Here is a 25,014-nt window from a genome sequence, read left to right as displayed (position 1 = left end):
TCGTTGGCAGAGTCAGGCCGACCGCTCGTGCCAGGTGGCCAGGACGCCCCGCACCGAGCCGGAGACCTTCTCCTGGGCGGCTCGGTCGGCCCCTCGGTGAGCGTCGTGCTCTCGGTGAGCCTGACCGTTCCGCCGACGCCGACGCCGACGCCGACGCCGACACCGGCGGTGGCGGTGGCGGCGAAATGGAACTGACGGGTGTCTTGCCGCTCTTGGACAGATGGTCGAAGTGCCCGAGGTAGGCGCCGATGACGGTGAGCGCCAGGCCGACGTCCCGGGGCTCCACGCCTTGCCCGCAGGACGAACCGTGAACGCCGCCCGGACTCCGCTCAGCCGTTGCCGTCGCCGTTGCCGTCGGGGGAGCGGAGCAGGGCGACCACGTGGGCGGCGGTGGTGGACAGGTGGCGGCGGGCCTCGCGGAGGGATTCCTGCGTGACTCCGTGGTCCCGGGCCGCGTCGCGGACCTCGTCGCGGAGCTTGTCCAGGAGCCGCTCCAACTCGCGGGTCGGGTCGTCCACCGGCTCCGTGGGCTCCGCGCCCCAGCCCGGCCGGGCGGCCGGGGAATACTCCACGAAGCGCGCCCAGCCGCCGATCTCGTGGCTCAGGCCGTCCAGGCTCTCGCGAACCGCGCCCGGCCAGTCGCCGCTGGCCGCGCGCGACTGGACACGATCGTGGATGCGGCGGGCGGCCTCCTCGAAGTGGTGCCGGGTGGCGTCGCTCGCCTCACGACGCACGCGGGCCCGGCCCTCGTTCGTGCCCGAGGTGGCGCGAGTGGCGGCGGCGGCCTGCCGTATTTCCTGGCGCAGGTCGCGCGCCGAGCCGCTGACGTCCTCCCGGATGTCGGCGGCGAGCGCGGCCAGCGAATCGCGGATCTCCCGCTCCAGCTCGGTCAGCTCGTCGCCGCGCGCCAGCAGCTCGCGCTGGCCCTCGGGCGTCAGTGAGTACACCTTCCGGCCGCCCTCCTCGGTGTGGGTGACCAGGCCCTCGGCGGCCAGCTTCGCCAGCCGGGGGTAGACCGTGCCCGCGGAGGGCGCGTACAGCCCCTGGAAGCGCTCCTCCAGCAGCCGGATCACCTCATACCCGTGCCGAGGCGCCTCGCCCAGCAGCTTCAGCAGATACAGGCGGAGACGGCCGTGGCCGAAGACGGGAGCCATGTCAGGCGTCCTTACGCGAGGAGGATGCGGCGGCCGTGCCGGCGTCGGCGGCGGGCGGGCGGCGCAGCAGCGCGATCGCGCCGGAGACCGTCGAGCAACGGACCGCTCCGGTGCCGGAGCCGAGCGTGCCCGTGAGCTGCCTGGCTCCCCAGCCGCCGCCGACCCGCAGCTCCGGGAAGGCGGAGGACACGCCTCCGGCGGCGGTGCTCGCCGTGACGCGCGCCTCGAACGGCTCGGGGAGGCGGAGCGCCAGCTCGCCCGAGACCGTGTTCAGCCGGATGTCGGGCGGGAGGCTGGAGGGGGCCAGGTCGAGCATCATGTCCCCGCTGACCGACTCGCCGCGCAGACTGGGGCCCTGACTGTCGATCACCGTCAGATTCCCCGACACCGAGCTGAACCGGAGCTCGCCGCCGAGCGCCTGGGCCTCGATGTCGCCCGAGACCGTGTCGGCGCGAACCGTGCCGCCGAGCCCGACCAGGGTGGTGTCGCCGCTGACGCCCCGGACGTCCGTGCGGCCCGCGATCCCGCTGACGACCGCCGAGGCACCCACGACACCGACCGTGAGCCGGCTCGCGGCGGGCACCGAGACCGAGACGACGACGGAGCGGCGCCAGCCCTTCCGGTCCAGCCACTTGAGGAAGCCCTGCCAGGGCAGGTCGTCATAGGCGACGGTCAGCCGGCCACCGGCGGCCTGGACGATCAGCGGCGGACCCTCGACATGGGAGATCTCGACGCGGGCGACGGGATCGTCCGTCCCCACGACATTCACCGTGCCGTTGACGACGCGGACGCTCAACTCCTCGACGCGGTGGTCGTCGAAGGTGAGGGTCCGCGGCTCGGTGATGGACCACTCGGACTTCCCCGCCATGGAAACCTCCCCGGAAGAGCGGCACACGAAGATATATCGCGTCTCTGAAGAACACGATATATCGCGATGGAGCGCGTGGCAAGCGGACGGCGGCTCCGGGGCCGGGCGGCGGCCTACTCGTCCTCGTCGTCCAGGCGGGCCAGCCAGGTCGCGAGGCGTTCGACCGGGATCTCGAAGTCCGGGTTGAGGTCGACGAAGATCCGCAGCCGCTCGGCCAGCCACTCCAGCGTCACCTCCTCCTGCCCCCGCCGCTGGGCGAGTTCCTCGATACCGCGATCGGTGAAGTACACGACGTGCTCCTGAAAGGACGGGGCGGGGAAGGGAAAGCCAGGATAGGCAGCGGACGGTAGCGGCGGATAACCTGCATGCACACAGCGGCGACGGGGGGTCGTATGAGCAGCGGAATCAGTCGGATCAGCCTGCCGGACGGGACCCCGGTCTGGGCCAGGGTCTCGGGTGCCGGGCAGGCCGAGCAGGTCAGCGTGCCCGGCCCGGCCGCGCCGCCGAGCGGCCTCGGATATTCCGACACCGGCTTCGCCGACCGCGCCACCGCCCAGATGGAGAGCCTGCGCGACCTGATCACGGGTGTCGCCGCCTCCGTCGCGGAAGGACTGCGCGCGGCCAGGCCCGACGAGGTCAGCGTCACGTTCGGAATCGAACTCACCGCCCGCGCGGGCAAGATCGTGGGCCTGCTGGCGGACGGCGAGGCCAAGGGCGCCATCACCGTCACCCTGACCTGGCAGGGCGGGCCGCCCAAGGACCTGGGAAGCGGAGCCGCATGACATGGGGTGACACCGGGGGCGCGCAGCCGCTGGACGTGGACCCCTTCGAGACCCTGGCGCCGCTCGCCGCGAAGGCGACGGTACGCATCCATGAGGCGCCGACCGGGTATGACGGGACCGGGCGGGTTTCGCGGCCCTGGGGCAGTGGCTTCTTCGTCGCTCCGAGCTGGGTGCTCACCTGCGCCCATGTGGCACTTCGCGGGGGAAGCGGGGGAAGGGGCGAGGGAGGAAGGCGCGAAGTGGGGCTGACCGTCCAAGGTGTTGAGCGCCCTGTCCGGGGCCGGGTCGAGTGGGCCCAGCCGGAGGAGCACCCCGGCGGCGGCCTGTGGCCCGCGCCCGACCTCGCGCTCATCCGCCTGCTGGAGCCGATCCCGCACTCCTGCGTCTGGCTCAGCGAGCGCACCGCGAAGGTCTTCACCCGCAGCGAGGTCGCGTTCTTCGGCTCCGCCGAGGTCGGCGACGGCTTCGCCGAGGACGTCAGCGGCCGGTGCACGATCAGGGGCGAGCTGGGCTCCGAGGGCCTGATGAAGCTGGGGAACGAGGACGAGGTGCCCGAGGGCGCCTCCGGCGGCCCGGTCGTGGACCTGCGGCGCGGCGAGGTCATCGGCGTGCTCAAGGCCCGCCGCTCGATCGGCCGCGACGGCGGACTGGCGTCCTCCGTCGTGCAGTTGCGCCGCCTGCCCTCGCCCGTCGGCCAGGTCCTGGACGAGCACGACGACCTGTACCAGAGCGTTCTGCACGCCCACGACCGGCACCACGCCGAGCGGCACCGCGACGCCCAGATCACCGACCGCACCTGGACGGACGCCCAGATCGAGGTGCGGGGCACCGCCGGCCGCGCCCTCACGCCCGGCCAGCGGGTCGAGCTGCTGGGGCTGCTCGCCGAGCTGCCGCCGCCGGTCTCGACCCGGCGGCTGGACGAGACGCTGACCGCGCTGCGCGGCAGGCCGTACGAGGGCACGCTGCCCGCGCCGCGCGGCTGGCGCGACGGGCTCGGCCTGCTGTACGACCTGCGGCAGGGCGTCACCGAGCTGGAGGCCGTGCTGCGCTACGCGATGTACGCCGCCACCGCCGAACGGCCGTTCCCCGCCGCCTCGCCGGAGGCCGAGTCCCGGCTGCTGGACTGGGTGCACGGCACCGCCGCCGCGAGCGCGGAGCTGCCCCGCTGGTTCCGGCACAACCTCCGCTCCGAGCAGGACGCCCGGCTCGGGGAACGGGACGGTGTTCCGGCCGGCTGGGGCGCGGCCCCGCGGCTGGACCCGGGTTCGGGCTTCGGTCAGGACTTCGGTCAGGACCTCGACCCGGAAGACTTCGGGCTGGACGTCACCCCGGCGATCACCGGTTCGGCCGCCGGGCTCTGGGACCTCGCGGCCGGGTTCCAGGACACGGCCGGCGGCGACGGTTTCGCGGAGGTGGGCGGCCAGCCGTATGTGCTGCTGGAGATCACGCCCCGCGCCTGGGAGCGCGGCCGGTACGACTGGCGGGTGTGCGCGGCGCGCACCACGGGCGAGCTGACCTCCGTCGACGAGGACTTCCGCGCCGTCGGCCCCGACGAGCCGCCCGAGCGGCTGCGGGTGGCGCTCGCGGAGGCGTTCCGCCGTGGCGACGAGCCGGACCAGCCGGTGGCGTTGCACGTCGCCCTGCCGTACGCGCTGCTCGGCTTCCCGGTCGAGGAGTGGCGGCTGGCGCCCGACGCGAGCCCGCTCGGCGAGCAGCGCCCGGTCGTGATCCGCTGCACCAACCCCGTGCCCGACGCCGAGGACAGCGAGGAGCTGCACGCGCTGCGTCAGACGCGCTGGGCCAAGATCCACGCGGGCCGCATGGAGCCGGACGTCCTGGACTGCGCGGACGGCCGGGCGCGTCCGCTGCCGCAGCCCGCCGGGCTGATCGGGCGGGACCCGGCGACCGTGCCGGTCATGTGCCACACCCCGGCCACCGGCGGAGAGCCGGCCGCGCTGCATCGCGTGATGGCGAGTGGGTACAACGTCATTCTGTGGCGCCGCGAGGACACCGACCGGGAGCGGGACTGCGACGACTTCCACCGGGGTGTGACGCGCACGGTGGGCATGGCCGGCCAGGCCAGGCTTCTGCCCACGGCCCTCTGGCAGCTCCGCTCGGCCCTCGGACTCGGTGTCCCCGACGTCTCGTGGTCCCGGGGCCTCTCCCTGCTCTACGACGATCCCGGCCGTCCGCTGCCGGGCACGGACGATCCGCTGGAGACCCCGTGAGCGGCGTCCGCGTGGCCGCTGGGCCGTGGGTGCGCTGGGGTGCTGGCTTTCGCCGCGTGGGCGGGGCAGCGAGCCGGGGGCTGGCGAGCGGCGTCCGCGTGGCCGCCGGGCCGGGGTCCGGAGAAGACCACCGGCGGCTCGTGGGAGGCGTGGCGGGCGGGCGAGGGGCAAGCCGCGCGCACCAGGCGAGAAGTCGGACAACTATCCACTGTGCGCGGCCTTTTGATCCGACTACGGTCGGGGGCGTGGTCGCGGTCCGGATGGCGATCGAGCGACGAGGAGCATGCTGTGGCACTGTCTGACGAGACTCCGGAAGGCTCCGGGGGAAGCTCCGCCCCCGGTGAGTGGCTGATCTACCGGGGCGCCGGGGAGCCGCACGACGGCATCCGTTCGCTGCCCAAGCCCCCGCCGTGGCGCGACTTCGACGGGCAGCCTCTCGTCGCCCCGGGACCGGCCACGGACAGCGCCTCCACGCGCCGTCTCGGCGCCTACCGGCACCTGGCCGAGATGCACCGGCCCAGCGCCGAGGAGCTGGAGATCATCAACGCCGCGCTCTACCTGCGCCGCCCGCTGCTGGTCACCGGCAGCCCCGGCACGGGCAAGAGCACCCTCGCGCACTCCGTGGCGTACGAGCTGGGCCTCGGCCGGTTGCTGCACTGGCCGATCGTCAGCCGCACCACGCTCGGCGACGGGCTCTACCACTACGACGCGATAGCCCGTCTCCAGGACACCCAGATCGCGGCCAGCAGCCGCGCCGCGGGCGGGCCGGCGGCCGGTGTGACGGGGGGTATCGGCAGCTATCTGCGGCTCGGCCCGCTCGGCACGGCGCTGCTGCCGACCGCCAAGCCCCGGGTGCTGCTGATCGACGAGCTCGACAAGAGCGACATCGACCTGCCCAATGACCTGTTGAACGTGCTGGAGGAGGGCGAATTCGCCATCCCCGAGCTGGAGCGGATAGCCGAGCGCGAGCCGGAGGTCGAGGTGCTGACGAACGACGGCGCCAAGGTGACCGTCCGGGACGGCCGCATCCGGTGCAACGCCTTCCCCTTCGTCGTCCTCACCAGCAACGGCGAGCGGGACTTCCCGGCCCCGCTGCTGCGCCGCTGCATCCATCTGGAGCTGGGCAGGCCCGACCACGAGCGGCTGGCCACCGTCGTACGCGCCCACCTGGGGGACGAGCTGGCGCGCGTCGGTGACGACCTGATCGGTCGTTTCCTGGAACGCTCCCGGACAGAGCAGCTCGCGACCGATCAGCTGCTCAACGCCATCTATCTCACCCACCACGCCGAGCCGCCCACCCGCGACAGACTGGCCGACATGCTGATCCAGCGCCTCGACCGGCCAAGGTAGGCCGCCATGGACGACGCCGCCGCCCCCCGGCGGGACAACCTGGCGACCCTCATCCGCGCCCTGCGCGGCGCCGGGCTCGACCCCGACTGGGCCGAGCTCGCCGACGCCCTGTGGCTCGCGCAGTTCTCCCGGCCGTTCGCCTCCGGCACGGCGGACGGGACGGCCGGGGCCGACGGCACGGACGGCGCCGGCGCGCCCGGCGGAGCAGGCGGCGACGGCCCGTCCGTCCCCCACACGGCGTATGGGGACCCCCGCGCCCCGTCGCACGGCGCGGCGGATGACCCGGCCCGCACGCCCCCCGAGACGGGACCGGCCGACGGCCGGGGGCCGCGCACCGGTGACGAGACGGTCCGGATCTACGCCGACCCGGCCGGCTCCGGGCAGCGGGCGGCCGGGCTGCCCGAGGACGCGCTGCGGATCGGGGTGCCCGAGGCCAGGGCTTTGCCCGGTCTGCTGGAGCTGGAGCGGGCGCTGCGGCCGTTGCAGCGTTACCGGCCGCCGGGCCGCCCGCCGCGCCGCGCGGCCGGCGCGGACCTGGACGAGCGGGAGACGGTCGAACGCACCGCGCGGGCCGGCGGGCTGCTCACGCCCGCCTTCCTGGCGGAGACCCGCGCGCACACCGAGCTCCAGCTCCTGATGGACGCCGCGCCCGCGATGCGGGTGTGGCAGCGGATGCTGGGCGAGCTGGCGGAGGTGTTCGGGCGGCTCGGCGCGTTCCGCGACATCCAGGTGCACTACCTGCACGTCTCGCCGGACGGCAGCCCCTCCGTCAGCCGCCGCTTCGACCCGGCCGAGGCGCCGCTGCGCCCCGCCCGCCAGCTCCAGGACCCGACCGGGCGTCGCCTGACGGTCGTGGTCAGCGACTGCACCGGACCGCTGTGGCGCGACGGCACGGCGCACCGGCTGCTGCACGGGCTCTCCCGGCACGCGCCCGTCGCGGTCGTCCAGCCGCTGCCGGAACGGCTGTGGCCGCGCACCCGGCTGCCCGTCGAGCACGGCGTGCTGCACCGCGAGGAGGGCTCGCCCGGCACGGCCAGGCTGCGGTTCACGGCCGGGACCAACGGCTACCCGGCGCGACCCGCGCCCCCCGGCGCGGTGCCGGTGCCGGTGCTGCCGCCCGGTGCCGGGTCGCTGGGCGCCTGGGCCCGGCTGCTGTCGGGGCCGGGGGCCGGCTCGGTGCCCGCCGCCGTGGGCTGGGTGCGGGCCGACCAGCCGCCCGCGTCCGCGCGCCGCCCGGACGGGCCGCCGCGGTCCTCGGCGGCGCTGGTCGCCCGGTTCCGGGCGACGGCCTCCCCGGTGGCCGGCCGGCTCGCGGTCTATCTGTCGGCGGCGCCGCTGTTCCTGCCGGTGATGCAGCTCGTCCAGCGGACCATGCTGCCCGACTCGGGTCCGGCCGAGCTGTCCGAGGTGATGCTCGGCGGCCTGCTGCGGCGCCAGGAGGGATCGGCCGGCGACGGCCGCTGGTACGAGTTCCTGGACGGCGTCCACGACGAGCTGCTGGGGGAGCTGGGCCACGACGAGGCGCTGCTGGTGCTGAAGCACTGCTCGGGCTATGTCGAGCAGCGGTTCGGCCGCACCGGGCCCAACTTCCCGGCGCTCGCCCTCGCCCAGCTGTCCGGCGAGGGCGGTCCGGCCGAGGCCGCCGCTCTCGCCTATCCGGCGGAGGAGCCCGCCCAGGAGCGGCTGCCGCAGCCGTTCGCGGAGGTCGCGGCGAAGGTGCTGCGCCGTTTCCTGCCCGAGGCGCCGCTGGTCGCCGCCCCGGCGGGCGAGGACGTTCCGCCGCCGTCACTGGCGGTCGCCCAGGCCCGCGCGCTGGCCGAGCGGTTCGCCGCCGACGGCAAGGTGCAGCACCAGCTCGACGCGGTCCGCACGCTGCGGCAGGCCGCGGAGAGCCAGCGGGCCGCCGGGCAGGGCACGGATCCGGAGCTGTGGAGTGAGCTGGCCGAGCAGCTGCTGAGGCTGTGGCGGGCGCAGCGCGAGGCCGAGCTGCTGACGGAGGCGCAGAACGCGGCGCGCACCGCCGCCGCGCACCCCGGCTCGCTGCGCGCCCGCACCGCGCTGGCCCGGGTGCTGCACGTGGCGGCGGGGGAGCGGCGGGCGGCCGGGGACACCCAGGCGGCCCTGGACCTGTGGCGGCGCGCCGACCGGGAGTTCACGGCCGTCTGCGCCACGCCGGGGCTCGACCGGCGCTCCGCGCTGGACCTCACGCTGGAGCGCATCCAGGTGCTGGAGGAGCAGTGGCGGCTCGGCGGCGACACCGCGCCGCTCCAGGAGAGCGTCGGCATGGTCGAGGCCATCGCGGACGCCTGGCCGGCCGACGAGCCGCAGCCGAGCGGGCTGCCGCTGGCCCACGGCCGCGCCCTGCTGCGGCTGGCCGGCGCGGCGCCGGACGCCGAGCGGGCGAGCGTCTACGCCGGGCAGGCGGCGGGGTCGCTGCGGCGCGGCTGCTGGGCGCTGGAGGCGGAGAACGCGCCGGTCGTGGCGCGGGCGCGGGCGCTGCTCGACCTGGCGGACGCGCTGCTGCTGACCGACCGGGACTGGCCGGTGGCCTCGGAGGCCGTCGGCGAGGCCCGGTTGCTGGCGCGGGAGCCGCAGCTGATGGCTGCCTGTCTGATCAGGACCGCGCGGCTGTGTGTCCGCCGGTTCGCGGCCGGGGGCGTCGCGTCGGACCTGGAGGAGGCGGCGCGCTGGTTCCAGCAGGCGAGCCGTTCGGTGTCCAGGGATCGGCAGGAGTACAGCGACCTGATCGAGGAGTGGGGCGCCGCGCTGCTGCGGCGGGCCATGCTGCCGGACGGCGGCCCGTTCGTCTCGCAGGCGGTGCGGGTGCTGCGGGACTGCCGGATGGAGACGCCGGCCGGTGACCCCCGGCTGCCGGAGCGGCTGCTGATGCTGGGCCGCGCGCTGACGACGCGGTACCAGGAGGCGGTGGACCTGGTCGATCTGCGGGAGGCGGAGCACCTGTTCGGCCGGGCGGCGGCGGACGCGGAGACGGATCTGACGCGGGCGCGGGCCTGGTTCGAGCTGGGCGAGACCCACCGCAGGGCGTACCGGCACACCCGGCGCCCGGAGCGGCTGGACCAGGCGGCGGACGCCTACCGCCGGGCCGAAACGGCGGCGAAGTCCGCCGACGCCGACCCGGCGGACCCGGCCGAGCCGGTCCGGCTGGCGGCGCGGGCCCTGCACCAGCGCGGGGTGGTCTTCGAGTCCGCCCGCCGCCCGCTGGCGGCGGCCGACGCCTACCGGGCGGCGCTGCGGACGTGGCGCCACCTGTCCGACGGCGAGGAGGCCGCCGCCCCGACGGCCGCGCGGCTGGCAGCGCTGCTGGGGCAGCGTTGAGGGCGTCGGCCCCGGCGTCGGCCCTCGTGCCGGCGCCGGGGCCGGACCTCGGGTCGGGCGGCGCGCGGGCGCAGGCCGGTGGCGGTGAGGGGGTTTCCGCCGCTGCCTCGCCGGGAATCTCCGCTGGGCCTCAGCCATCGGGAGGAACCATGACGACGCGCCCCCACGACACCGCGGAAGAGCGCCGCGGTGACGCCGGGCCGCTGCCGGACCTGCTCGGCCTCAGCCTCACGGAGCTGCGCCGGCTCGACCACCCCGTGCTCAGCGAGGTCTTGGAGGAGCTGCGCGGACGGGTGCTGGAGGACGGCGCCGGGCAGTTCTACCAGTTCGACCAGAACCTGGGCGACGACTTCCTGCCCGCCGCGCCGGACCCCGGGCTCGCCACCGGCCGGTCCGTCGGGGGCTGACCGCGCCCCGGCTGTCCCTCGCGCACTTTCCGGCCCTTCGAGGTCCTTGACCGGACATACGACCGCACCGCCGGTTTGCGCGGTGTGACCGCCGGAAAACTTCTTCCGGACTGTGTGGGACAGCCAGGAGGGGGGCGGCGCGGCGTGCACGGGACAGTTCGAGCTGCCCGCGATCCGGTGACGGACGGCTTGCCGCCGGTGCCGTTCCGGCAGTTCGTCGTCAAGGTCAACAGCCGGTGCAACCTGGCCTGTCGGTACTGCTATATGTACTTCGCCGCCGACCCCGGCTGGCGCCACCAGCCCGTCACCGCCTCGTCCCGCACCCTGCGCCACACCGCCCGCCGCATCGGCGAGCACGCCACCGCCCACGGCCTGCCCGCCGTCTCGCTCGTGCTGCACGGTGGCGAGCCGCTGCTGTCCGGCCCCGCCGTCCTCGGCGCGTTCGCGGACGCGGTCCGGGCCCGCGTGCCGCCCGGCTGCGCGGTGCACGTCACCCTCCAGACCAACGGCGTCCTCCTCACCGAGGAGACGCTGACCACCCTCGCGGCCCACGGCATCACCGTCGGCCTCAGCCTCGACGGCGGCCTGGCCCGCCACAACGGGCAGCGCGTCGATCACGCCGGACGCCCCGCCTGGCCCGCCGTGGAACGGGCCGCCCGGCTGCTGGCCACCGGGCCGCACCGCGCCTCCTACGCCGGGGTGCTCGGCGTCATCGATCCGGCCACCGATCCGGCCGAGGTCTACGAGTCGCTGCTGCGCCTGGCCCCGCCGGCCATCGACTTCCTGCTCCCGCACGGGAACTGGAGCCGGCCCCCGCCCGGACTCCCGGCCGGTCCCGGGCGCCCCACCCCCTACGGCGACTGGCTGTGCGCCGTCTTCGACCTGTGGTGGCACGCCGACCGCCGCCGCACCAGGATCCGGCTCTTCCAGGAGTGCCTGGCCCTCTTACTGGGCCTGCCGGCCGCCACCGAGAGCCTGGGCCTCCAGCCGTTCACCGCCGTCGTCGTGGAGACCGACGGCGGCGTGGAACAGGTCGACTCACTGAAGACCGCCTACCCGGGCGCCGCCGCCACCGGCCTCGACGTCTTCCGCCACTCCTTCGACGACGCGCTCGCCCACCCGGGCGTCACCGCCCGCCACACCGGCCTGGCCGCCCTCGCCGACACCTGCCGGAGCTGTCCCCTGGTCCAGGTCTGCGGCGGCGGCCACTACGCCCACCGCTACCGCGACGGCCACGGATTCCGCAATCCCTCGGTCTACTGCGCCGACCTCCAGCGGCTCATCCGGCACATCACCGCCGCTCTGCGCCGGGCGGCGGGGCCATGACCGCCACGCTCACCACCGGGGAGATACGCGACCTCGGCCGTGCCGAAGGCGGCGGCGCCACCCTCGCCCGGCTCGCCGTCAGCCAGCACACCCAGCGCCTGCTGCTGCTGCGCATCCTGCTCGACGCCGTCGACGCCACCCCCGGCCCCGCCGCCGCGCACGCCCGCGATCACGCCCGCCTTCTGGAGGCCGCGGAACGGGTCGCCCCCGAGTCCGCGCGCCGCGTCCTGTTCTACTCGCTCACCGGTCCCTGGGCCGAACGCTGCGTCCAGTGGCTGGAGTCGGGCGCCGACCCGGGCACCGACCAGAACCTCGCCCACCTCGGCTCCCTCGCCGGCGCCGTCGCGGCCCGCTCCGGCCTCCGCTTCACCACCCGGGTCGTCACCCACGGCGGACGTCTGACCCTGCCCACCCTCGGCGCCCTGCGCAGCCCCGACCCCGACGGCACCCCCACCCGACTCGTCGGCGACGGCGACCGGCTGGTCATCACCGCCGCCGGCCGGGCTCCCGCGGAGGTGCGCCAGGACCCCACCGGCGCCTGGCACTCCGACGACCCCCGCTGGCTGCCCCTGCACACCCTCGACGGCGGCCCCCGGCCCGTTCTCCTGGACGACCTCGACCCCGGCCGCCTCGTCTACCGCGGCGGCGCCGCGGGCGTCGAGGCCCGCGACGTGCTCCGGCCCGAGGAGCGCGCCCACTGGGCCGCCCTCTGGCGCGAGGCGCTGCCCCTGGTCTCCCTCGCCGGAGCCGCCCGCACCGCCGAACTCGCCCTGCTGGACTGCATCGTGCCGCTGACCGCGCCGCCCGCCGCCAGCTCCGGCGGCATCAGCTCCCGGGCGTTCGGCGCCGTCATGACCACCCAGCCGCCCAGTCCCGCGTACTTCGCCGCCGGGCTCGCCCACGAGATCCAGCACCTCAAGCTCACCGCGCTCAGCGACCTGATGCCGCTGGCCGTCGTCGGCCCCCAGGCCCGCCACTGGGCCCCCTGGCGCCCCGACCCGCGCCCGTTCGACGGCCTGTTGCACGGCACGTACGCGCACCTCGCCCTCGCCGACTTCTGGCAGCGCCTCGCCCTCGCCCTGGACGACCCCGCCGACCGCGACCACGCGTGGGCCGCCCACGCCCGCTGCTGGACCCAGGTCGGCGCCGTCCTGCCGGCGCTGACCGGCACCCGCCGGCTCACCGAGGCCGGCCGGGTCTTCGTCCGGGCCATGGCCGAACGGCACATGGAGCTGCGCGACCCCGCCCCGCCCGAAGGGCACCTGGTGCGCGCCAGGGCCTACGTCGACACCGCCCGCACGCTGTGGCTGCGTCAGCACGGTCGTTGACGCATAGCCGACAGCGCCTCGGTGTATGTTCCCCTCAAGAGCGCCTGACGGCCCGTCGGCACAGACAGCGCGGGCGGATCGACCACCGACACAGACCACGGCACGCACGAGGGAGACGGACGGATGGCTCCAGGGGGAAGCTCGGCGCGGAGCCCGCTGCCGGACACCACGCACCGGCGGATCACCATCAGCTTCGCCGGGTTCAACCGCGCCTGGGCCACCTGGATCGCCGACCGGCTGGAGCGGCACGGCTGGCAGGTCGCCCTCCAGGGCTGGAACCCACCGGTCGAGGTGCCGCTCGACGTGGCCCTGAGCGACCTGCTGCTGGCCGAGGGCCGCGTCCTGGTGGTGCTCAGCGACTGGTACTTCAAGCTCGGGCCGCGCACCGACGAGGAGTGGAACGCCGCGCTGCGCGCCGTCGTCGCCCCCAACGCGCACCGCTTCGCCGCCGTCTCCGTGAACGCGCACCCGGTGCCCACCGCCGCCGCCGCGTTCGGCGGCGCCGCCGAGCTGTGGGACATCGGCGCCCGGGAGGCGGAGCGCCGGCTGCTCGGCCTCCTGGGCCCGTCCCCGGCCGAGGGCGAGACGTCCTCCTCCCGGACCCTCGGCGGCCGGAGCGGGCCCCGCTTCCCGCACGAGCCGCCCCAGGTCTGGAGCGGCGTCCCGCGCCGCAACACGCGCTTCACCGGCCGCGAGGCGACGCTCCAGCGCGTCTCCGACCTGCTGCGGACGGCCGAGCCCGGCGCCGCCGTCGTCACCCTGTGGGGCATGTCCGGGGTCGGCAAGACGCAGATCGCCGCCGAGTTCGTCTACCGCTTCGCCACCGAGTACGACGTCGTGTGGTGGGTGCCGGCCGACCAGCGCGGCACGCTGCGCCAGCGGCTGGCCGAGCTGGCCCCGGCCCTTGGCCTGACCACCGGCCCCGAGTACGGCGAACGGCTCCGCGCCGTGGGGAACGCGCTGCGTCGCGGCACGCCGTACTCGCGGTGGTTGATCGTGCTCGACGGCGCCGATGACCCCGGCCCCATCGCGGACCTGATCCCCAGCGGGCCGGGCCACGTGCTCATCACCTCCCAGAACCGCACCTGGGAGGACCACAACACCCTGCTCCACGAGGTCCCGCTCTACGGCCGCGACGAGTCGGTGGCGTTCATCCGCCGCCGCGCCACCCGGCTCGGCGCCGAGGACGCCGATCTGCTCGCGGAGGCCCTCGGCGATCTGCCGCTCGCCCTCGACCAGACCGCCGGCTGGCTGGCCGACTCCGTCATGTCCGTGCAGGACTATGTCGAGCTGCTCCAACGCGGCAGCTATGTGGAGGTCGGCCTGCGGGTCGCCGCCGACTTCCCCATGTCGTACTTCACGGCCTTCGCCCTCCTGCTCAACCGGCTGCGCGAGATCGTGCCGGAGGCCGTCGACCTGCTGCGCCTGTGCGCCTACTTCGCGCCCGGCGCCATCCCCGTCCACCTGCTCCAGGGCATCCCGGCGGAGGATCTGCCCGAGCCGCTGGTCGGCCTGATGAACGACCCGCTGCGGTGGAACGCCGCCATCAACAAGCTCGTGCAGTACTCGGTGATCCGCTTCGACGTTCCCGAGGTCGAGGCCGACCCGGACGACTCCGGCACCATCCACCTCCACCGCATGGTCCACCAGACCGTCCGGGCCGGCATGGGCAAGGACGACGAGGAGCTCTTCTCCCGGGCCGTCCGCCGGGGTCTGACCTCCGCCGACCCCCGGCTGTTCTCCGATACCCGCCGCTGGCCCCGTTTCGCGCGGATTGTGCCACACCTCGACCCCTCCGGAGCGCTGCGCAGCCGGCACCCCGACATGCACCGGCTGATCTTCAACTGCCTGCGGTACGCCTACATCGCGGGCGAGTTCATCGTCGGCATCCAGCTCGCCGAGCGCACCGACCAGGCATGGCGCGACGTCTACGGCGACGACCATCCGCTGGTGTGGGACCTCGCCTCCCTGAACGCCACCCTGGTGCGCGCCACCGGCGACTATGCGCTGAGCGAGCGGATCGACCGCGCCGTCATCGAGCGCCTCAGCGCGCTGCGCGGCTCGCAGGACCTCACCGTGCTGCGCGCCGAGGAGGGCCTCGGCGGCGACCTGCGCGGCCTGGCCCGCTACGACGAGGCGCTGGCGGTCAGCCGCCGGGTGCTCGACGCCTATCTGGAGCTGGTCGGCGAGCGTGACCTGCGCACGCTGACCGCCAATCACCAGGTCGCCGCCTCGCTGCGCTTCCTCGGCCGGTACCGGGAGGCGCTGGAGGCCGACCGCCGCATCCTCCAGGCCCGCCGGGAGCTGCTGCGCCCCCGGAGCAACTGGTCGCTCTCCTCGGAGAACGCCTACGCCCTCGACCTGCGGCTGCTGGGCCGCTACGCCGAGGCGCTGTCCCTCCAGGAACAGAGCCTGGAGACGCATCGCGTGGTGATGGGCCCCGACCACCCCCAGACCCTCAGCGCCGAGTGGAACCTGTCGCTGAGTCTGCTGCGGCTCGGCGAGCGGGCGGCGGCCCACGCCCGGCTCGGCGGGCTGCGCGACCGGGCCGAGCGGGTGCTCGGCGAGGTCGCGCCGCTCACGCTGGCCATCGCCGCGTCGTATGCCTTCACGCAGCGCGCCCACGGCGACCTGGACCAGGCGCGGGCCGTCGGGGAGCTCACCGCCCAGCGGTACGAGCAGCGGCTCGGGCCGCACCACCCGTATGCCATCGGCACCCGCGCCAACCAGGCCCAGGTGCTGCGCGCGGTCGGGGAGCGGCAGCAGGCCCATCTCCTCATCAAGGGGAGCCTGGCCGACATGACGTCGGTGCTCGGCCCGGACCACCCCTGGACCCTGGGTATCGCGCTCAACGCCTCCGCCGCGCGGAACCTGGACGGCGACGTGGAGGGCGCGGCCGAGCTGAGCCGGGACACGGCCCACCGCGCCGCGGCCGTGCTGGGCCCCGAACACCCCCTGGCCCTGGCGGCCAAGGTGGCGCTGGCGACCGATCTGCGCGGGCTGCGGCAGCGGGAGCGGGCCGACGAGGTGGAGGCGGCGGCGCTGTCCGGGCTGACCGCCTCGCTGGGCCCGCAGCACCCCCAGACCGTCAGCGCCCGCTCCCGGGTGCGTCCCGACTGGGACTTCGAGCCCATGGCGGGCTGAGCCCCGCCGCCTTCCGCCTTCCGCCCGCCGCCTGACCTCTGACGCCTGACCTCTGACGCCCCGCGCCCGGCGGCTCCGGAAACGGAACGGGCGGGTGGCCACCGCGCGTCGGCGGTGGCCACCCGCCCGTTCGGGGTCAGTCCCCTACAGGTCGAACACCTCGTTCACCAGGGTCTGCTGCTCGGCCTGGTGCCGCTTGGCCGAGCCGACCGCCGGGGACGAGGACGCCGGGCGCGACACCCGCCGCACCTCGTTCGCCCGGTCCAGGTGATCCGGCAGGTTGAGCGCGATGAACGGCCACGCGCCCTGGTTCGCCGGCTCCTCCTGGGCCCAGATGAACGTCTCGACGTTCGCGTACCGGCCCAGCTCGGCGCGCACCTCGTCCACGGGCAGCGGGTACAGCCGCTCCAGCCGGATCAGGGCGACGTCGTTCACGCCGCGCTTCTCCCGCTCGGCCGCCAGGTCGTAGTAGACCTTGCCGGCACTGAAGACGACCTTCCGCACGGCCGCCGGGTCGGCGGTGGTGTCCCCGATGACCGGCCGGAAGCCGCCCTTGGTGAACTCCTCCGCCTTGGAGGCCGCGGTCTTCAGCCGCAGCATCGACTTCGGGGTGAAGACGACCAGCGGCTTGTGGTGCGGGTTGTGCACCTGCCAGCGCAGCAAGTGGAAGTAGTTCGACGGGAGGGTCGGCGCGGCCACCGTCATGTTGTTCTGCGCGCAGAGCTGGAGGAACCGCTCGATCCGGCCCGAGGAGTGGTCCGGCCCCTGGCCCTCGTAGCCGTGCGGCAGCAGCAGCGTGACGCCGGAGGTCTGGCCCCACTTCTGCTCGGCCGAGGAGATGAACTCGTCGATGACGGTCGAGGCACCGTTGGCGAAGTCGCCGAACTGCGCCTCCCACATCACCAGCGCCTCCGGCCGGGCCAGCGAGTACCCGTACTCGAAGCCCATCGCCGCGTACTCGCTCAGGAACGAGTCGTAGACGTTGAACCGCGCCTGCTCGTCCGTCAGGTACAGCAGCGGGGTGTAGTCCTCGCCGGTCTTCCGGTCGATCAGCACCGCGTGCCGCTGGCCGAACGTGCCGCGCCGGGTGTCCTGGCCCGCCAGGCGGACCGGGCTGCCCTCCATCAGCAGGGAGCCGATGGCCAGCAGCTCGCCCATGGCCCAGTCGATCGTCCCCTCCTCGACCATCGCGGCCCGCCGCTGGAGCTGCGGCAGCAGACGCGGGTGGACGGTGATGCGCTCGGGGATGTTGACCTGGGACTCCGCGATCCGCTTGACGACCTCGGTGCTCACGGCGGTCTCCACGGCGACCGGGAACTCCGGCCGCGGCATGTTGACTTCGGTGGGAGCCGGGGTCACGGTGGCCTCGCGGACCTCCTTGAAGACCTTCTCCAGCTGGCCCTGGAAGTCCTGGAGCGCCTGCTCCGCCTCCTCCAGCGTGATGTCGCCGCGGCCGATCAGCGACTCGGTGTAGAGCTTGCGCACCGAGCGCTTCTTGTCGATCAGGTCGTACATCAGCGGCTGGGTGAACGAGGGGTTGTCCGTCTCGTTGTGCCCGCGGCGCCGGTAGCAGACGAGGTCGATCACCACGTCCTTGTTGAACGCCTGGCGGTACTCGAAGGCCAGCCGGCCGACCCGGCACACCGCCTCCGGGTCGTCGCCGTTCACGTGGAAGATCGGCGCCTCGATCATCCGGGCCACGTCCGTGCAGTACGTGGAGGAGCGGGCGGCGGCGGCGGTGGCGGTGTAGCCCACCTGGTTGTTGATGACGATGTGGACCGTGCCGCCGGTGCGGTAGCCGCGCAGCTGCGACATGTTGAGCGTCTCGGCGACCACACCCTGGCCGGCGAACGCCGCGTCGCCGTGGATCAGGACCGGCAGGACCGTGAAGTCCTTGCCGCCCCGGCCGATGACGTCCTGCTTGGCGCGGGCGACGCCCTCCACGATCGGGTCGACGGCCTCCAGGTGCGAGGGGTTCGCCGCCAGCGAGACCTTGATCGTCTCGCCGGACTGGCCGGTGAACGTGCCCTCGGTGCCCAGGTGGTACTTCACGTCACCCGAGCCGTGCATCGACTTGGGGTCCAGGTTTCCCTCGAACTCCCGGAAGATCTGCGCGTACGACTTGCCGACCACGTTGGCCAGGACGTTCAGTCGGCCGCGGTGGGCCATGCCGATGACGACCTCGTCCAGCTTGTCGGCGGACGCCTCGTCCAGCACCGAGTCGAGCAGCGGGATGACGGTCTCGCCGCCCTCCAGCGAGAACCGCTTCTGCCCGACGTACTTCGTCTGGAGAAACGTCTCGAACGCCTCGGAGGCGTTCAGCCGGCGCAGGATGCGCAGCTGCTCCTCGCGCTCCGGCGGGGTGTGCGGGCGCTCCACACGGTCCTGGATCCACTTGCGTTCCTTGGGATCCTGGATGTGCATGTACTCGATGCCGGTGGTCCGGCAGTACGAGTCGCGCAGGACGCCGAGGATGTCGCGCAGCTTGAGCATCGACTTGCCGGCGAAGCCGCCGACCGCGAACTCACGCTCCAGGTCCCACAGGGTGAGCCCGTGCTCCTTGATGTCCAGGTCGGGGTGCTTGCGCTGCTTGTACTCCAGCGGGTCGGTGTCGGCCATGAGGTGGCCGCGCACCCGGTAGGAGTGGATCAGCTCGAAGACCCGGGCCGCCTTGGTGACCTCGTCGTCGTGGTTGACGTCGATGTCCCGCGCCCAGCGCACCGGCTCGTAGGGGATGCGCAGCGCCTCGAAGATCTTGTCGTAGAAGTCCTGCTCGCCGAGGAGCAGCTGGCTCATCAGCCGCAGGAACTCGCCGGAGGCCGCGCCCTGGACCACCCGGTGGTCGTAGGTGCTCGTCAGCGTCATGATCTTGGAGACGCCCAGACGGTTCAGCGCGTCCTGCGAGGTGCCCTGGAACTCGGCCGGGTAGTCCATGGAGCCCACGCCCAGGATCATGCTCTGGCCGGGCATCAGGCGGGGCACCGAGTGAACGGTGCCCAGGCCGCCGGGGTTGGTGAGGGAGGCGGTGACGCCGGAGAAGTCGTCCATCGTCAGCTTGCCGACGCGGGCGCGGCGGACGATGTCCTCGTACGCCTGCCAGAACTCGAAGAAGGTCAGCGTCTCGGCCTTCTTGATGCCGGCCACGACGAGCTGGCGGTCGCCGTTCTCCTTGACCAGGTCGATGGCCAGGCCCAGGTTCACGTGGGCCGGCTTGACCAGGGTGGGCTTGCCGTCCCGCTCGGCGAACGAGTGGTTCATCGCCGGCATCGCCTTCAGCGCCCGCACCATCGCGTAGCCGATGAGGTGCGTGAAGGACACCTTGCCGCCACGGGCGCGCTTCAGGTGGTTGTTGATGACGATGCGGTTGTCGAACAGCAGCTTCACCGGGACCGCGCGGACCGAGGTGGCCGTCGGGAGGTCGCGGGAGGCGTTCATGTTCTTCGCGACGGCGGCGGCCGGGCCGCGCAGCGTCACGAACTCGGGCCCCTCGGTGTCCGCCGGAGCGGGCTTCGCCGCGGCGGGCCCGGCGGGCGCCGGGGCGGGCTTCGCGGGAGCGGCGGCGGCCTGCTTGGCCGGGGCCGCGGGCTTCGCGGGAGCGGCGGGCGCCGCGCCGTTCGCCGCGGCGGGCTGCGCCGCCGCGGGCTGGGCGGGTGCCGGGGCCGGCGGCGGGGCCTCGGCCGGCGGGGTCTGAACGGCGCTCGCGCCGTTCGTCCCGGGGGCGGCGGTCTCATCGCCGCCCGGCTTGTAGTCGGCGAAGAAGTCCCACCAAGCCCGGTCCACGGAGTTCGGATCCTGGAGGTACTGCTGGTAGATCTCGTCGACGAGCCATTCGTTGGCACCGAAACCAGCGGCAGGGTTGTTCTTCTCTGCGCTTTGGTCGGTCTCGACGCTCGATGTGTTCGGGGACTGTGGCGACACGGCGGCAACCGCCCTCTTCCGCTTCGCAAGGTCATTGATAGCGGAAATCAAGGCTACGCCCCCGGGGCGGTCCGGCGCAGTCCTCAGCTGCCAGACGTGTCCTACGCCACATTCGCGGATGCGTTTCGGTCCCGGATAGTGCGGGAACGGCACCAAGTTCGGCTCAATGGCGCTACACAATCGGTCCGCACCGAACGTGACGGCCCGCGGTCCGCTCCGAGCTGGGGGGACGGCGGTGGGCAGCCCTGGGGGCGGCCCGGCACCGCCACGGCGGCGCACCGGGCCCCGGGAGGCCGGGGACGGCCAGAGGTCAATTGTTTGCCAGCGCGTTACCCGGAAGGGTGAGGCGGATGCGGCAGCCACGCCGCGATTCGGCCACACCGATCGTTCCGCCGTGCAGATCGACCGCCCAGCGGGCGATCGCGAGGCCGAGACCCGTGCCGCCGTCACGCGGAGTGACGCCGTCGATGGTCCCGCGCCCGAAGCGCTCGAAGACCAGCTCGCGCTGGGCCTGCGGGATACCGGGCCCCTCGTCCAGCACTTCCAGCACCAGCCCGCCCGGCCCGTGGCCCGCGCGGGCCACGACGGTGACCTGGCCGTTGCGCGGGCTGTGCTTGACCGCGTTGTCGACCAGGTTGGTGACCACCTGGTCCAGCCGCTCGGGATCGGCGTGGGCGATCAGATGTCCGGGGGTGACGTCGAGGCGGAACTTGACGTCGGTCCTGGCGTGGCCGCGGCGCAGCGCCACGGTGGCGTCGTTGAGCACCGCGGACAGGTACGGCTCCACCTCGAAGCCGCGTGGCTGGAGCGGCACGCCGACGCCGTTCTCCAGCCGGGAGAGGTCCAGGAGCTGCTCGACCAGGCGGCCGAGGCGCTCGGTCTGCCGCAGCGCGGTCGCCATGGTCTGCGGATCGGCCTCGGAGACGCCGTCCACCACGTTCTCCAGCACGGCGCGCAGCCCGGCGATGGGGGTGCGCAGCTCGTGGGAGACGTTGGCGACCAGCTCCTTCCGCTGCCGGTCCACCGACTGGAGGTCGGCGGCCATGCGGTTGAACGCCAGGGCGAGGTCGCCCAGCTCGTCGCGGCGTGAGACGCGGACCCGGCGGCTGTAGTTGCCACGGGCCATCGCCCTGGCGGCAGAGGTCATCTCCACCAGGGGCGCCGCCAGACTGTGCGCGACGAACTGGGTGACCAGCAGGCAGGCGATGATCGCGATGATGGCGATCACCTGGAGCTCGATGTCGGAGCGGTAGGCGACCAGGATCAGCAGGGTGGTGATCACCACCGAGACGATCACCAGCCAGCCGAGGGCGGCCTTCACCGAGCGGAATGGATCGAACGGGCGCAGCACGCGCCACATCATGGGCCATACCCGCCGCCAGAGGGAATGCCGAGCCGACTCGGGCACGTGTTCAGACCTCGTTGACGGCCTGGCCCCGTACGGCGGGTTCGCCGGCGAAGCCGGGGGGAGTTTCCAGGGCGTATCCGACTCCGTGGACAGTCCTGATGCGCTCCGCACCGATCTTCCTCCGCAAAGCCTTCACATGGCTGTCCACGGTCCTGGTGCCCGAGGCGTCCGCCCAGTCCCACACCTCGGCCAGGAGCTGCTCGCGGGTGAGCACCGCGCGCGGCGACCGGGCCAGGCACATGAGGAGGTCGAACTCGGTCGGCGTGAGGTGGATGTCCTTGCCGGCCGCGCGGACCCGGCGCTGGGTCCGGTCGATCTCCAGATCGCCGAGGCGGACACTGCCGGGACGCGGCGTCGTGGCGGCGACGGCGGCCCGCTCGATTCGTCTGAGGAGCACGTGCGACCTGGCGACCAGCTCGCGCATGGAGAACGGCTTGGTCATGTAGTCGTCGGCGCCGACACCCAGTCCGACGAGCATGTCCGTCTCGTCATCACGGGCCGTCAGCATCAATACGGGTACCGGGCGTTGGGCCTGGACCCGGCGGCAGACCTCCAGGCCGTCGAAGCCCGGCAGCATGACGTCGAGGATGAGCAGGTCGGGGTGCCAGGCGGCGGCCGTCTCGACGGCGGCCGGGCCGTCGGCCGCGGTCTGGACCAGGAAGCCCTCGGCCCGCAGCCGGGCGGCGATGGCTTCCACGATGGTGGGGTCGTCCTCGACCACGAGGACCCGTCGCTGGGCGCCGGGCGTGGTCGCGGTGGTGCTGTGGATGCTGGCCCGGTCCGGGGCGCCGTGCTCGGCCTGGCCGTTGGGTGACAGTGTCTTCTCCTGATGGTTCCGGTCCATCGGTGATGTCCTGATGTCTGTCTGCGTCATATCCCGCCCCCGGGATCGTCCTGTGCCAGTTCAGCTCTTTCTGGCAATGAAATGTGCTTCAGATGTGCTGATGAGCACTGCCAAGAGCGTAGATGGCGAACTTGCGTGACGGCTACGCGGACTGGCTGGCGAGATCGTGCGTGGCGAGAAACAGCACGTCGGGAACACCTCGGACTACTGGCACTTCTTCGGTGCGAATATCCGTGAATCCGGCATCGCGGAGATTTTGCGCGAAGTCGGTGGAGGGGGCGGCAGACCAGATCGCCAGCACACCACCGGAGTTGAGCCGTGAACGGCAACGGGCGAGGCCGGTGGGGGAGTAGAGGCTGTCGCTGTCCTCGGTGACAGTCCAGCCCGGTTCGTTGCCGTTGTCGAGGCAGAGAACGTCGTACATGGTGTCGGTCGTGTGCAGATGGGCGAGGAGATCCGTGGTGATCAACTCGGTGCGCGGGTCCGCCGGCGCGTCCGCGGTGACGACGGACAGCGGTCCGGCGCGGTGCCCGCGACGACGGCGGGCTCGCGTTCGACGACGATGACCCGGCCCCAGCGGGGGTCGGCGGCGGCCTGGGCGAGGGAGAAGCCGACGCCGAGGCGGCCGATCAGCAGGCTCGGCGCGGGCCGGTCCGCCAGCGCGTCCAACGCGGCCGTGACCAGCAGGCGTTCGGAGCGGCCGTCGGAAGTGTCCATCAGGAGACAGCCGTTGACGATGATCTGGAGCAGGCCACCGTGGTGGCGCGGGACCGCCTCGCCGAACGGGCCCACCCCGCGGTCGAGGACGACGGGGTGCGCGTCGTCGTCCTGGGTGCCCCGGGGGGCGGCGCCGGGACGCGCGGTCGGGGCCATGCGCCCTTTCCTGGCGCATGGCCCCGGGGAGCGTGGACCGGTGCCGGGCTCAGCCGCCTGCGAGGGCCTGGAGACGGTCGTAGGCGCCGTTGAAGAGGTCGTGGTCGCCGACGGTGGGTCCGGTGGAGGTGTACTGCCAGAACGTGTAGTAGCCCCAGCCGGCCGGGAGCGTGCCGGGCGAGGAGGCGTAGCGGGCGATCCACAGCGGGTTGTTGGCCGCGAAGCCGCCGTAGTTGCCGGTGCAGGTCGTCCACCAGTTGGTGGTCGTGTAGATGACCGCCCAGCGTCCGGTGCGCGCGTAGTAGGTGTTGACGAAGTCGCGGATCCAGCTCACCATCGCGGACTGGCTCAGGCCGTAACAGGTGGCGCCGTACGGGTTGTACTCGATGTCGAGCACACCGGGCAGGGTCTTGCCGTCGCGGGACCAGCCGCCGCCGTTGCTCGCGAAGAAGCCGGCCTGGGTGGCGCCGGAGGAGACGTTGGGCAGCGCGAAGTGGTAGGCGCCGCGGATCATGCCGACGTTGTAGGACCCGTTGTACTGCTGGGCGAAGTACGGGTTCTTGTACGTGGTGCCCTCGGTGGCCTTGACGTAGGCGAAGCGGACACCGCTGTTCCAGAGGGTCGACCAGGCGACGTTCCCCTGGTGGCCGGAGACGTCCACACCCTCGACGGTGGCGAGCGGGGTGACGGTCGGGTGGCGGTAGACGCGGTTGCCGCCCTCGTGCTCCAGGACGGTGGAGCCCATGGAGGCGGAGCCGACGCGCGGGTCGTGCCCGGCGGCGGCGACGTGGGGGGTGGTGACGATCAGCGCGAGGGCGGCGCAGATCATGCCGATGAGGAGCGGAACGCGGCGGCGCCGGCGGGTCTCGCCGGCGCGCGATCTGGTCTTCCCGGATCCGTGCATGGGCAGGTACTGCCTTTCGGAGGCGGTGTGGGGGGACGAGAACCAGCAGGTTGCTGTGGGGTGGGCCTAGCATGATGTGACCATGCCATTCGTGAAGGTAATGCGAGCGGCTGGTGGCACGGAAGGGGGCCCCTGCGTCGCCGTTGGTCTAACCCCGGTGGCGAGGCCGAACACTTGTGCGTACGGGGGTGAGGGCGGTGCGACGTTCACCGATGAAAGGTTCGGTGAGAGGTGCGGAGCCGTCGCCTACAACTCCACCATGATCGCCGTCGCGTCGTCCCCGGCCTTGCCCCGGGGGAACGCCACCCCGGCCGGATCGGCCGCCTCGGCCGCCCGCACCCGCGCGATCGCCGCCGCGGGACCCTCGCCCGCCAGCACCGCGAACAGCTCCGGCCAGCCGCCGAGCCGGAACGTCTCCACCCAGCGCCCGAGCCCGTCCGTCACCGCCGCCAGCGACCGCGCCCCCGCGCGCGGCATCGACCCGGTCAACGCCCGTGCCGCGACCGCCGGATCGGCCGCCGCGGTGAAGAAGCCGCCCTCCGCGTTCCGCAGGCCCTCCAGGAAGCCGGCCCGCCGCTCACGCGGCAACCGCCGCGCGGCCGGGCGGAGATCGTCCAGCCGGGTGTCCAACACCGGCCGCACCACCCCGTCCCGGCCCTCGATCAGCAGCGCGGAGTCGGAAAGCACCAGGTATTCCACGGTGTCGTCATCCCAGCGCGCGCAGACCACCGTGGCCTGCGGCGTACGCGGGTGAGAAAGGTCACAGGTCGTACGATGCCCCTCCGCCGTGCGGGAGATGGCCCCGGCGAGGCATGCGGCCAACGGCACATGCCGCAGGGAGGTGGTCGACTCCAGCAGCGCCCCGCCCAGCCGGGCCGCGAACCATGCCACCCCGTGGTGGCATCCGAAGTCACCCGCCGGTGCGGTCACTCCGTCGAGCAGAACCAGCGCGCCCCCGACTCCCGCCGCGGGAACGGCGGTCGCCGCGAAATCCTCGTTCGGTAGGCCCGGTGTGCCGGGTTCGGTGGCGGAATGGACGCGCATGGTGACCAGTCTGCCGTAGGCTGACTTTTGTCAGTGAATGCCGGGGTAACGCCCGCCGGGCGGCCGGGCGGAAGCGGATCTTCCCAGGAGGGGACGCGGA

The 25,014-nt window shown here is 73.5% G+C and carries 15 protein-coding genes and 2 pseudogenes; 8 read left to right on the top strand and 9 right to left on the bottom strand.

Annotated features, from left to right (window positions below):
* Positions 1-329 precede the first annotated feature (329 nt).
* The 3 genes from OIE51_RS08835 to OIE51_RS08825 form a co-directional block, all read right to left on the bottom strand.
* Positions 330-1,154, bottom strand: a complete 825-nt coding sequence (locus tag OIE51_RS08835; protein WP_326596725.1) for a PadR family transcriptional regulator — start codon at positions 1,152-1,154, stop codon at positions 330-332.
* Position 1,155: 1 nt separating this feature from the next.
* Positions 1,156-2,022, bottom strand: coding sequence for a DUF4097 family beta strand repeat-containing protein (locus tag OIE51_RS08830; protein WP_326596723.1), 867 nt, complete (start codon positions 2,020-2,022; stop codon positions 1,156-1,158).
* A gap of 113 nt (positions 2,023-2,135) precedes the next feature.
* Complete coding sequence (locus tag OIE51_RS08825) at positions 2,136-2,312, bottom strand: DUF6104 family protein (RefSeq protein WP_326596721.1); 177 nt, start codon at positions 2,310-2,312, stop codon at positions 2,136-2,138.
* A 75-nt stretch (positions 2,313-2,387) separates the two neighbouring features.
* Between OIE51_RS08825 and OIE51_RS08820 the strand changes: the two are divergent.
* The 8 genes and pseudogenes from OIE51_RS08820 to fxsT all read left to right on the top strand — a co-directional run.
* Positions 2,388-2,777, top strand: a pseudogene (locus OIE51_RS08820) (CU044_2847 family protein); the annotation flags it as partial.
* Positions 2,778-2,800: 23 nt separating this feature from the next.
* Entirely contained in the window at positions 2,801-5,032 is a 2,232-nt protein-coding gene (locus tag OIE51_RS08815; RefSeq protein ID WP_326596720.1) for a VMAP-C domain-containing protein, read from the top strand.
* 288 nt (positions 5,033-5,320) lie between these two features.
* On the top strand, positions 5,321-6,382 hold the full coding sequence (locus OIE51_RS08810) for an AAA family ATPase (protein WP_326596718.1): 1,062 nt from the start codon (positions 5,321-5,323) through the stop codon (positions 6,380-6,382).
* Between the two features lie 6 nt (positions 6,383-6,388).
* Positions 6,389-9,718 (top strand): SAV_2336 N-terminal domain-related protein, encoded by a 3,330-nt coding sequence (locus OIE51_RS08805; protein WP_326596716.1) that lies wholly within the window; start codon positions 6,389-6,391, stop codon positions 9,716-9,718.
* A 149-nt stretch (positions 9,719-9,867) separates the two neighbouring features.
* Positions 9,868-10,125 carry a hypothetical protein gene (locus OIE51_RS08800; protein WP_326596715.1) on the top strand — a complete coding sequence of 86 codons (258 nt, stop codon included), beginning with the start codon at positions 9,868-9,870 and terminating at the stop codon, positions 10,123-10,125.
* 144 nt (positions 10,126-10,269) lie between these two features.
* Entirely contained in the window at positions 10,270-11,451 is a 1,182-nt protein-coding gene (locus tag OIE51_RS08795; RefSeq protein WP_326596714.1) for an FxsB family cyclophane-forming radical SAM/SPASM peptide maturase, read from the top strand.
* The gene (locus OIE51_RS08790) at positions 11,448-12,779 is read left to right on the top strand and encodes an aKG-HExxH-type peptide beta-hydroxylase (protein ID WP_326596713.1); all 1,332 of its coding nucleotides are present in this window, start codon (positions 11,448-11,450) and stop codon (positions 12,777-12,779) included. Before OIE51_RS08795 ends, OIE51_RS08790 begins: the two co-directional genes overlap by 4 nt.
* Positions 12,780-12,902: 123 nt before the next feature.
* Entirely contained in the window at positions 12,903-15,923 is a 3,021-nt protein-coding gene (fxsT, locus tag OIE51_RS08785; RefSeq protein WP_326596711.1) for an FxSxx-COOH system tetratricopeptide repeat protein, read from the top strand.
* A 144-nt stretch (positions 15,924-16,067) separates the two neighbouring features.
* Here the strand turns inward: fxsT and OIE51_RS08780 are convergent, their stop codons facing one another.
* The 6 genes and pseudogenes from OIE51_RS08780 to OIE51_RS08755 form a co-directional block, all read right to left on the bottom strand.
* A complete protein-coding gene (locus OIE51_RS08780) occupies positions 16,068-19,841 on the bottom strand; it encodes a multifunctional oxoglutarate decarboxylase/oxoglutarate dehydrogenase thiamine pyrophosphate-binding subunit/dihydrolipoyllysine-residue succinyltransferase subunit (RefSeq protein ID WP_326596710.1) in 3,774 nt (1,257 codons plus the stop codon).
* A 310-nt stretch (positions 19,842-20,151) separates the two neighbouring features.
* Entirely contained in the window at positions 20,152-21,204 is a 1,053-nt protein-coding gene (locus OIE51_RS08775; protein ID WP_326596709.1) for a HAMP domain-containing sensor histidine kinase, read from the bottom strand.
* Positions 21,205-21,253: 49 nt separating this feature from the next.
* Positions 21,254-22,093 (bottom strand): response regulator transcription factor, encoded by an 840-nt coding sequence (locus tag OIE51_RS08770; RefSeq protein ID WP_326596707.1) that lies wholly within the window; start codon positions 22,091-22,093, stop codon positions 21,254-21,256.
* 142 nt (positions 22,094-22,235) lie between these two features.
* Positions 22,236-22,966, bottom strand: a pseudogene (locus tag OIE51_RS08765) (spermidine synthase).
* Between the two features lie 49 nt (positions 22,967-23,015).
* Positions 23,016-23,870 (bottom strand): lysozyme, encoded by an 855-nt coding sequence (locus OIE51_RS08760; RefSeq protein ID WP_442811885.1) that lies wholly within the window; start codon positions 23,868-23,870, stop codon positions 23,016-23,018.
* Between the two features lie 246 nt (positions 23,871-24,116).
* A complete protein-coding gene (locus OIE51_RS08755; protein WP_326596705.1) occupies positions 24,117-24,914 on the bottom strand; it encodes a protein phosphatase 2C domain-containing protein in 798 nt (265 codons plus the stop codon).
* Positions 24,915-25,014 lie beyond the last annotated feature (100 nt).

Origin of the sequence: Streptomyces sp. NBC_01803, from assembly GCF_035917415.1 — a bacterium.
Classification (GTDB): domain Bacteria; phylum Actinomycetota; class Actinomycetes; order Streptomycetales; family Streptomycetaceae; genus Streptomyces.
The sequence above is the reverse complement of the archived record's forward strand: the minus strand, read 5'-3'. Positions and strand labels throughout refer to the sequence as shown.

Bases quoted from the DNA above. Each gene is read 5' to 3' on its own strand.
- OIE51_RS08835 (WP_326596725.1), bottom strand. From the start codon at position 1,154: ATGGCTCCCGTCTTCGGCCACGGCCGTCTCCGCCTGTATCTGCTGAAG.
- OIE51_RS08830 (WP_326596723.1), bottom strand. From the start codon at position 2,022: ATGGCGGGGAAGTCCGAGTGGTCCATCACCGAGCCGCGGACCCTCACC.
- OIE51_RS08815 (WP_326596720.1), top strand. From the start codon at position 2,801: ATGACATGGGGTGACACCGGGGGCGCGCAGCCGCTGGACGTGGACCCC.
- OIE51_RS08805 (WP_326596716.1), top strand. From the start codon at position 6,389: ATGGACGACGCCGCCGCCCCCCGGCGGGACAACCTGGCGACCCTCATC.
- OIE51_RS08800 (WP_326596715.1), top strand. From the start codon at position 9,868: ATGACGACGCGCCCCCACGACACCGCGGAAGAGCGCCGCGGTGACGCC.
- OIE51_RS08790 (WP_326596713.1), top strand. From the start codon at position 11,448: ATGACCGCCACGCTCACCACCGGGGAGATACGCGACCTCGGCCGTGCC.
- fxsT (WP_326596711.1), top strand. From the start codon at position 12,903: ATGGCTCCAGGGGGAAGCTCGGCGCGGAGCCCGCTGCCGGACACCACG.
- OIE51_RS08775 (WP_326596709.1), bottom strand. From the start codon at position 21,204: ATGATGTGGCGCGTGCTGCGCCCGTTCGATCCATTCCGCTCGGTGAAG.
- OIE51_RS08770 (WP_326596707.1), bottom strand. From the start codon at position 22,093: ATGGACCGGAACCATCAGGAGAAGACACTGTCACCCAACGGCCAGGCC.
- OIE51_RS08760 (WP_442811885.1), bottom strand. From the start codon at position 23,870: ATGCACGGATCCGGGAAGACCAGATCGCGCGCCGGCGAGACCCGCCGG.
- OIE51_RS08755 (WP_326596705.1), bottom strand. From the start codon at position 24,914: ATGCGCGTCCATTCCGCCACCGAACCCGGCACACCGGGCCTACCGAAC.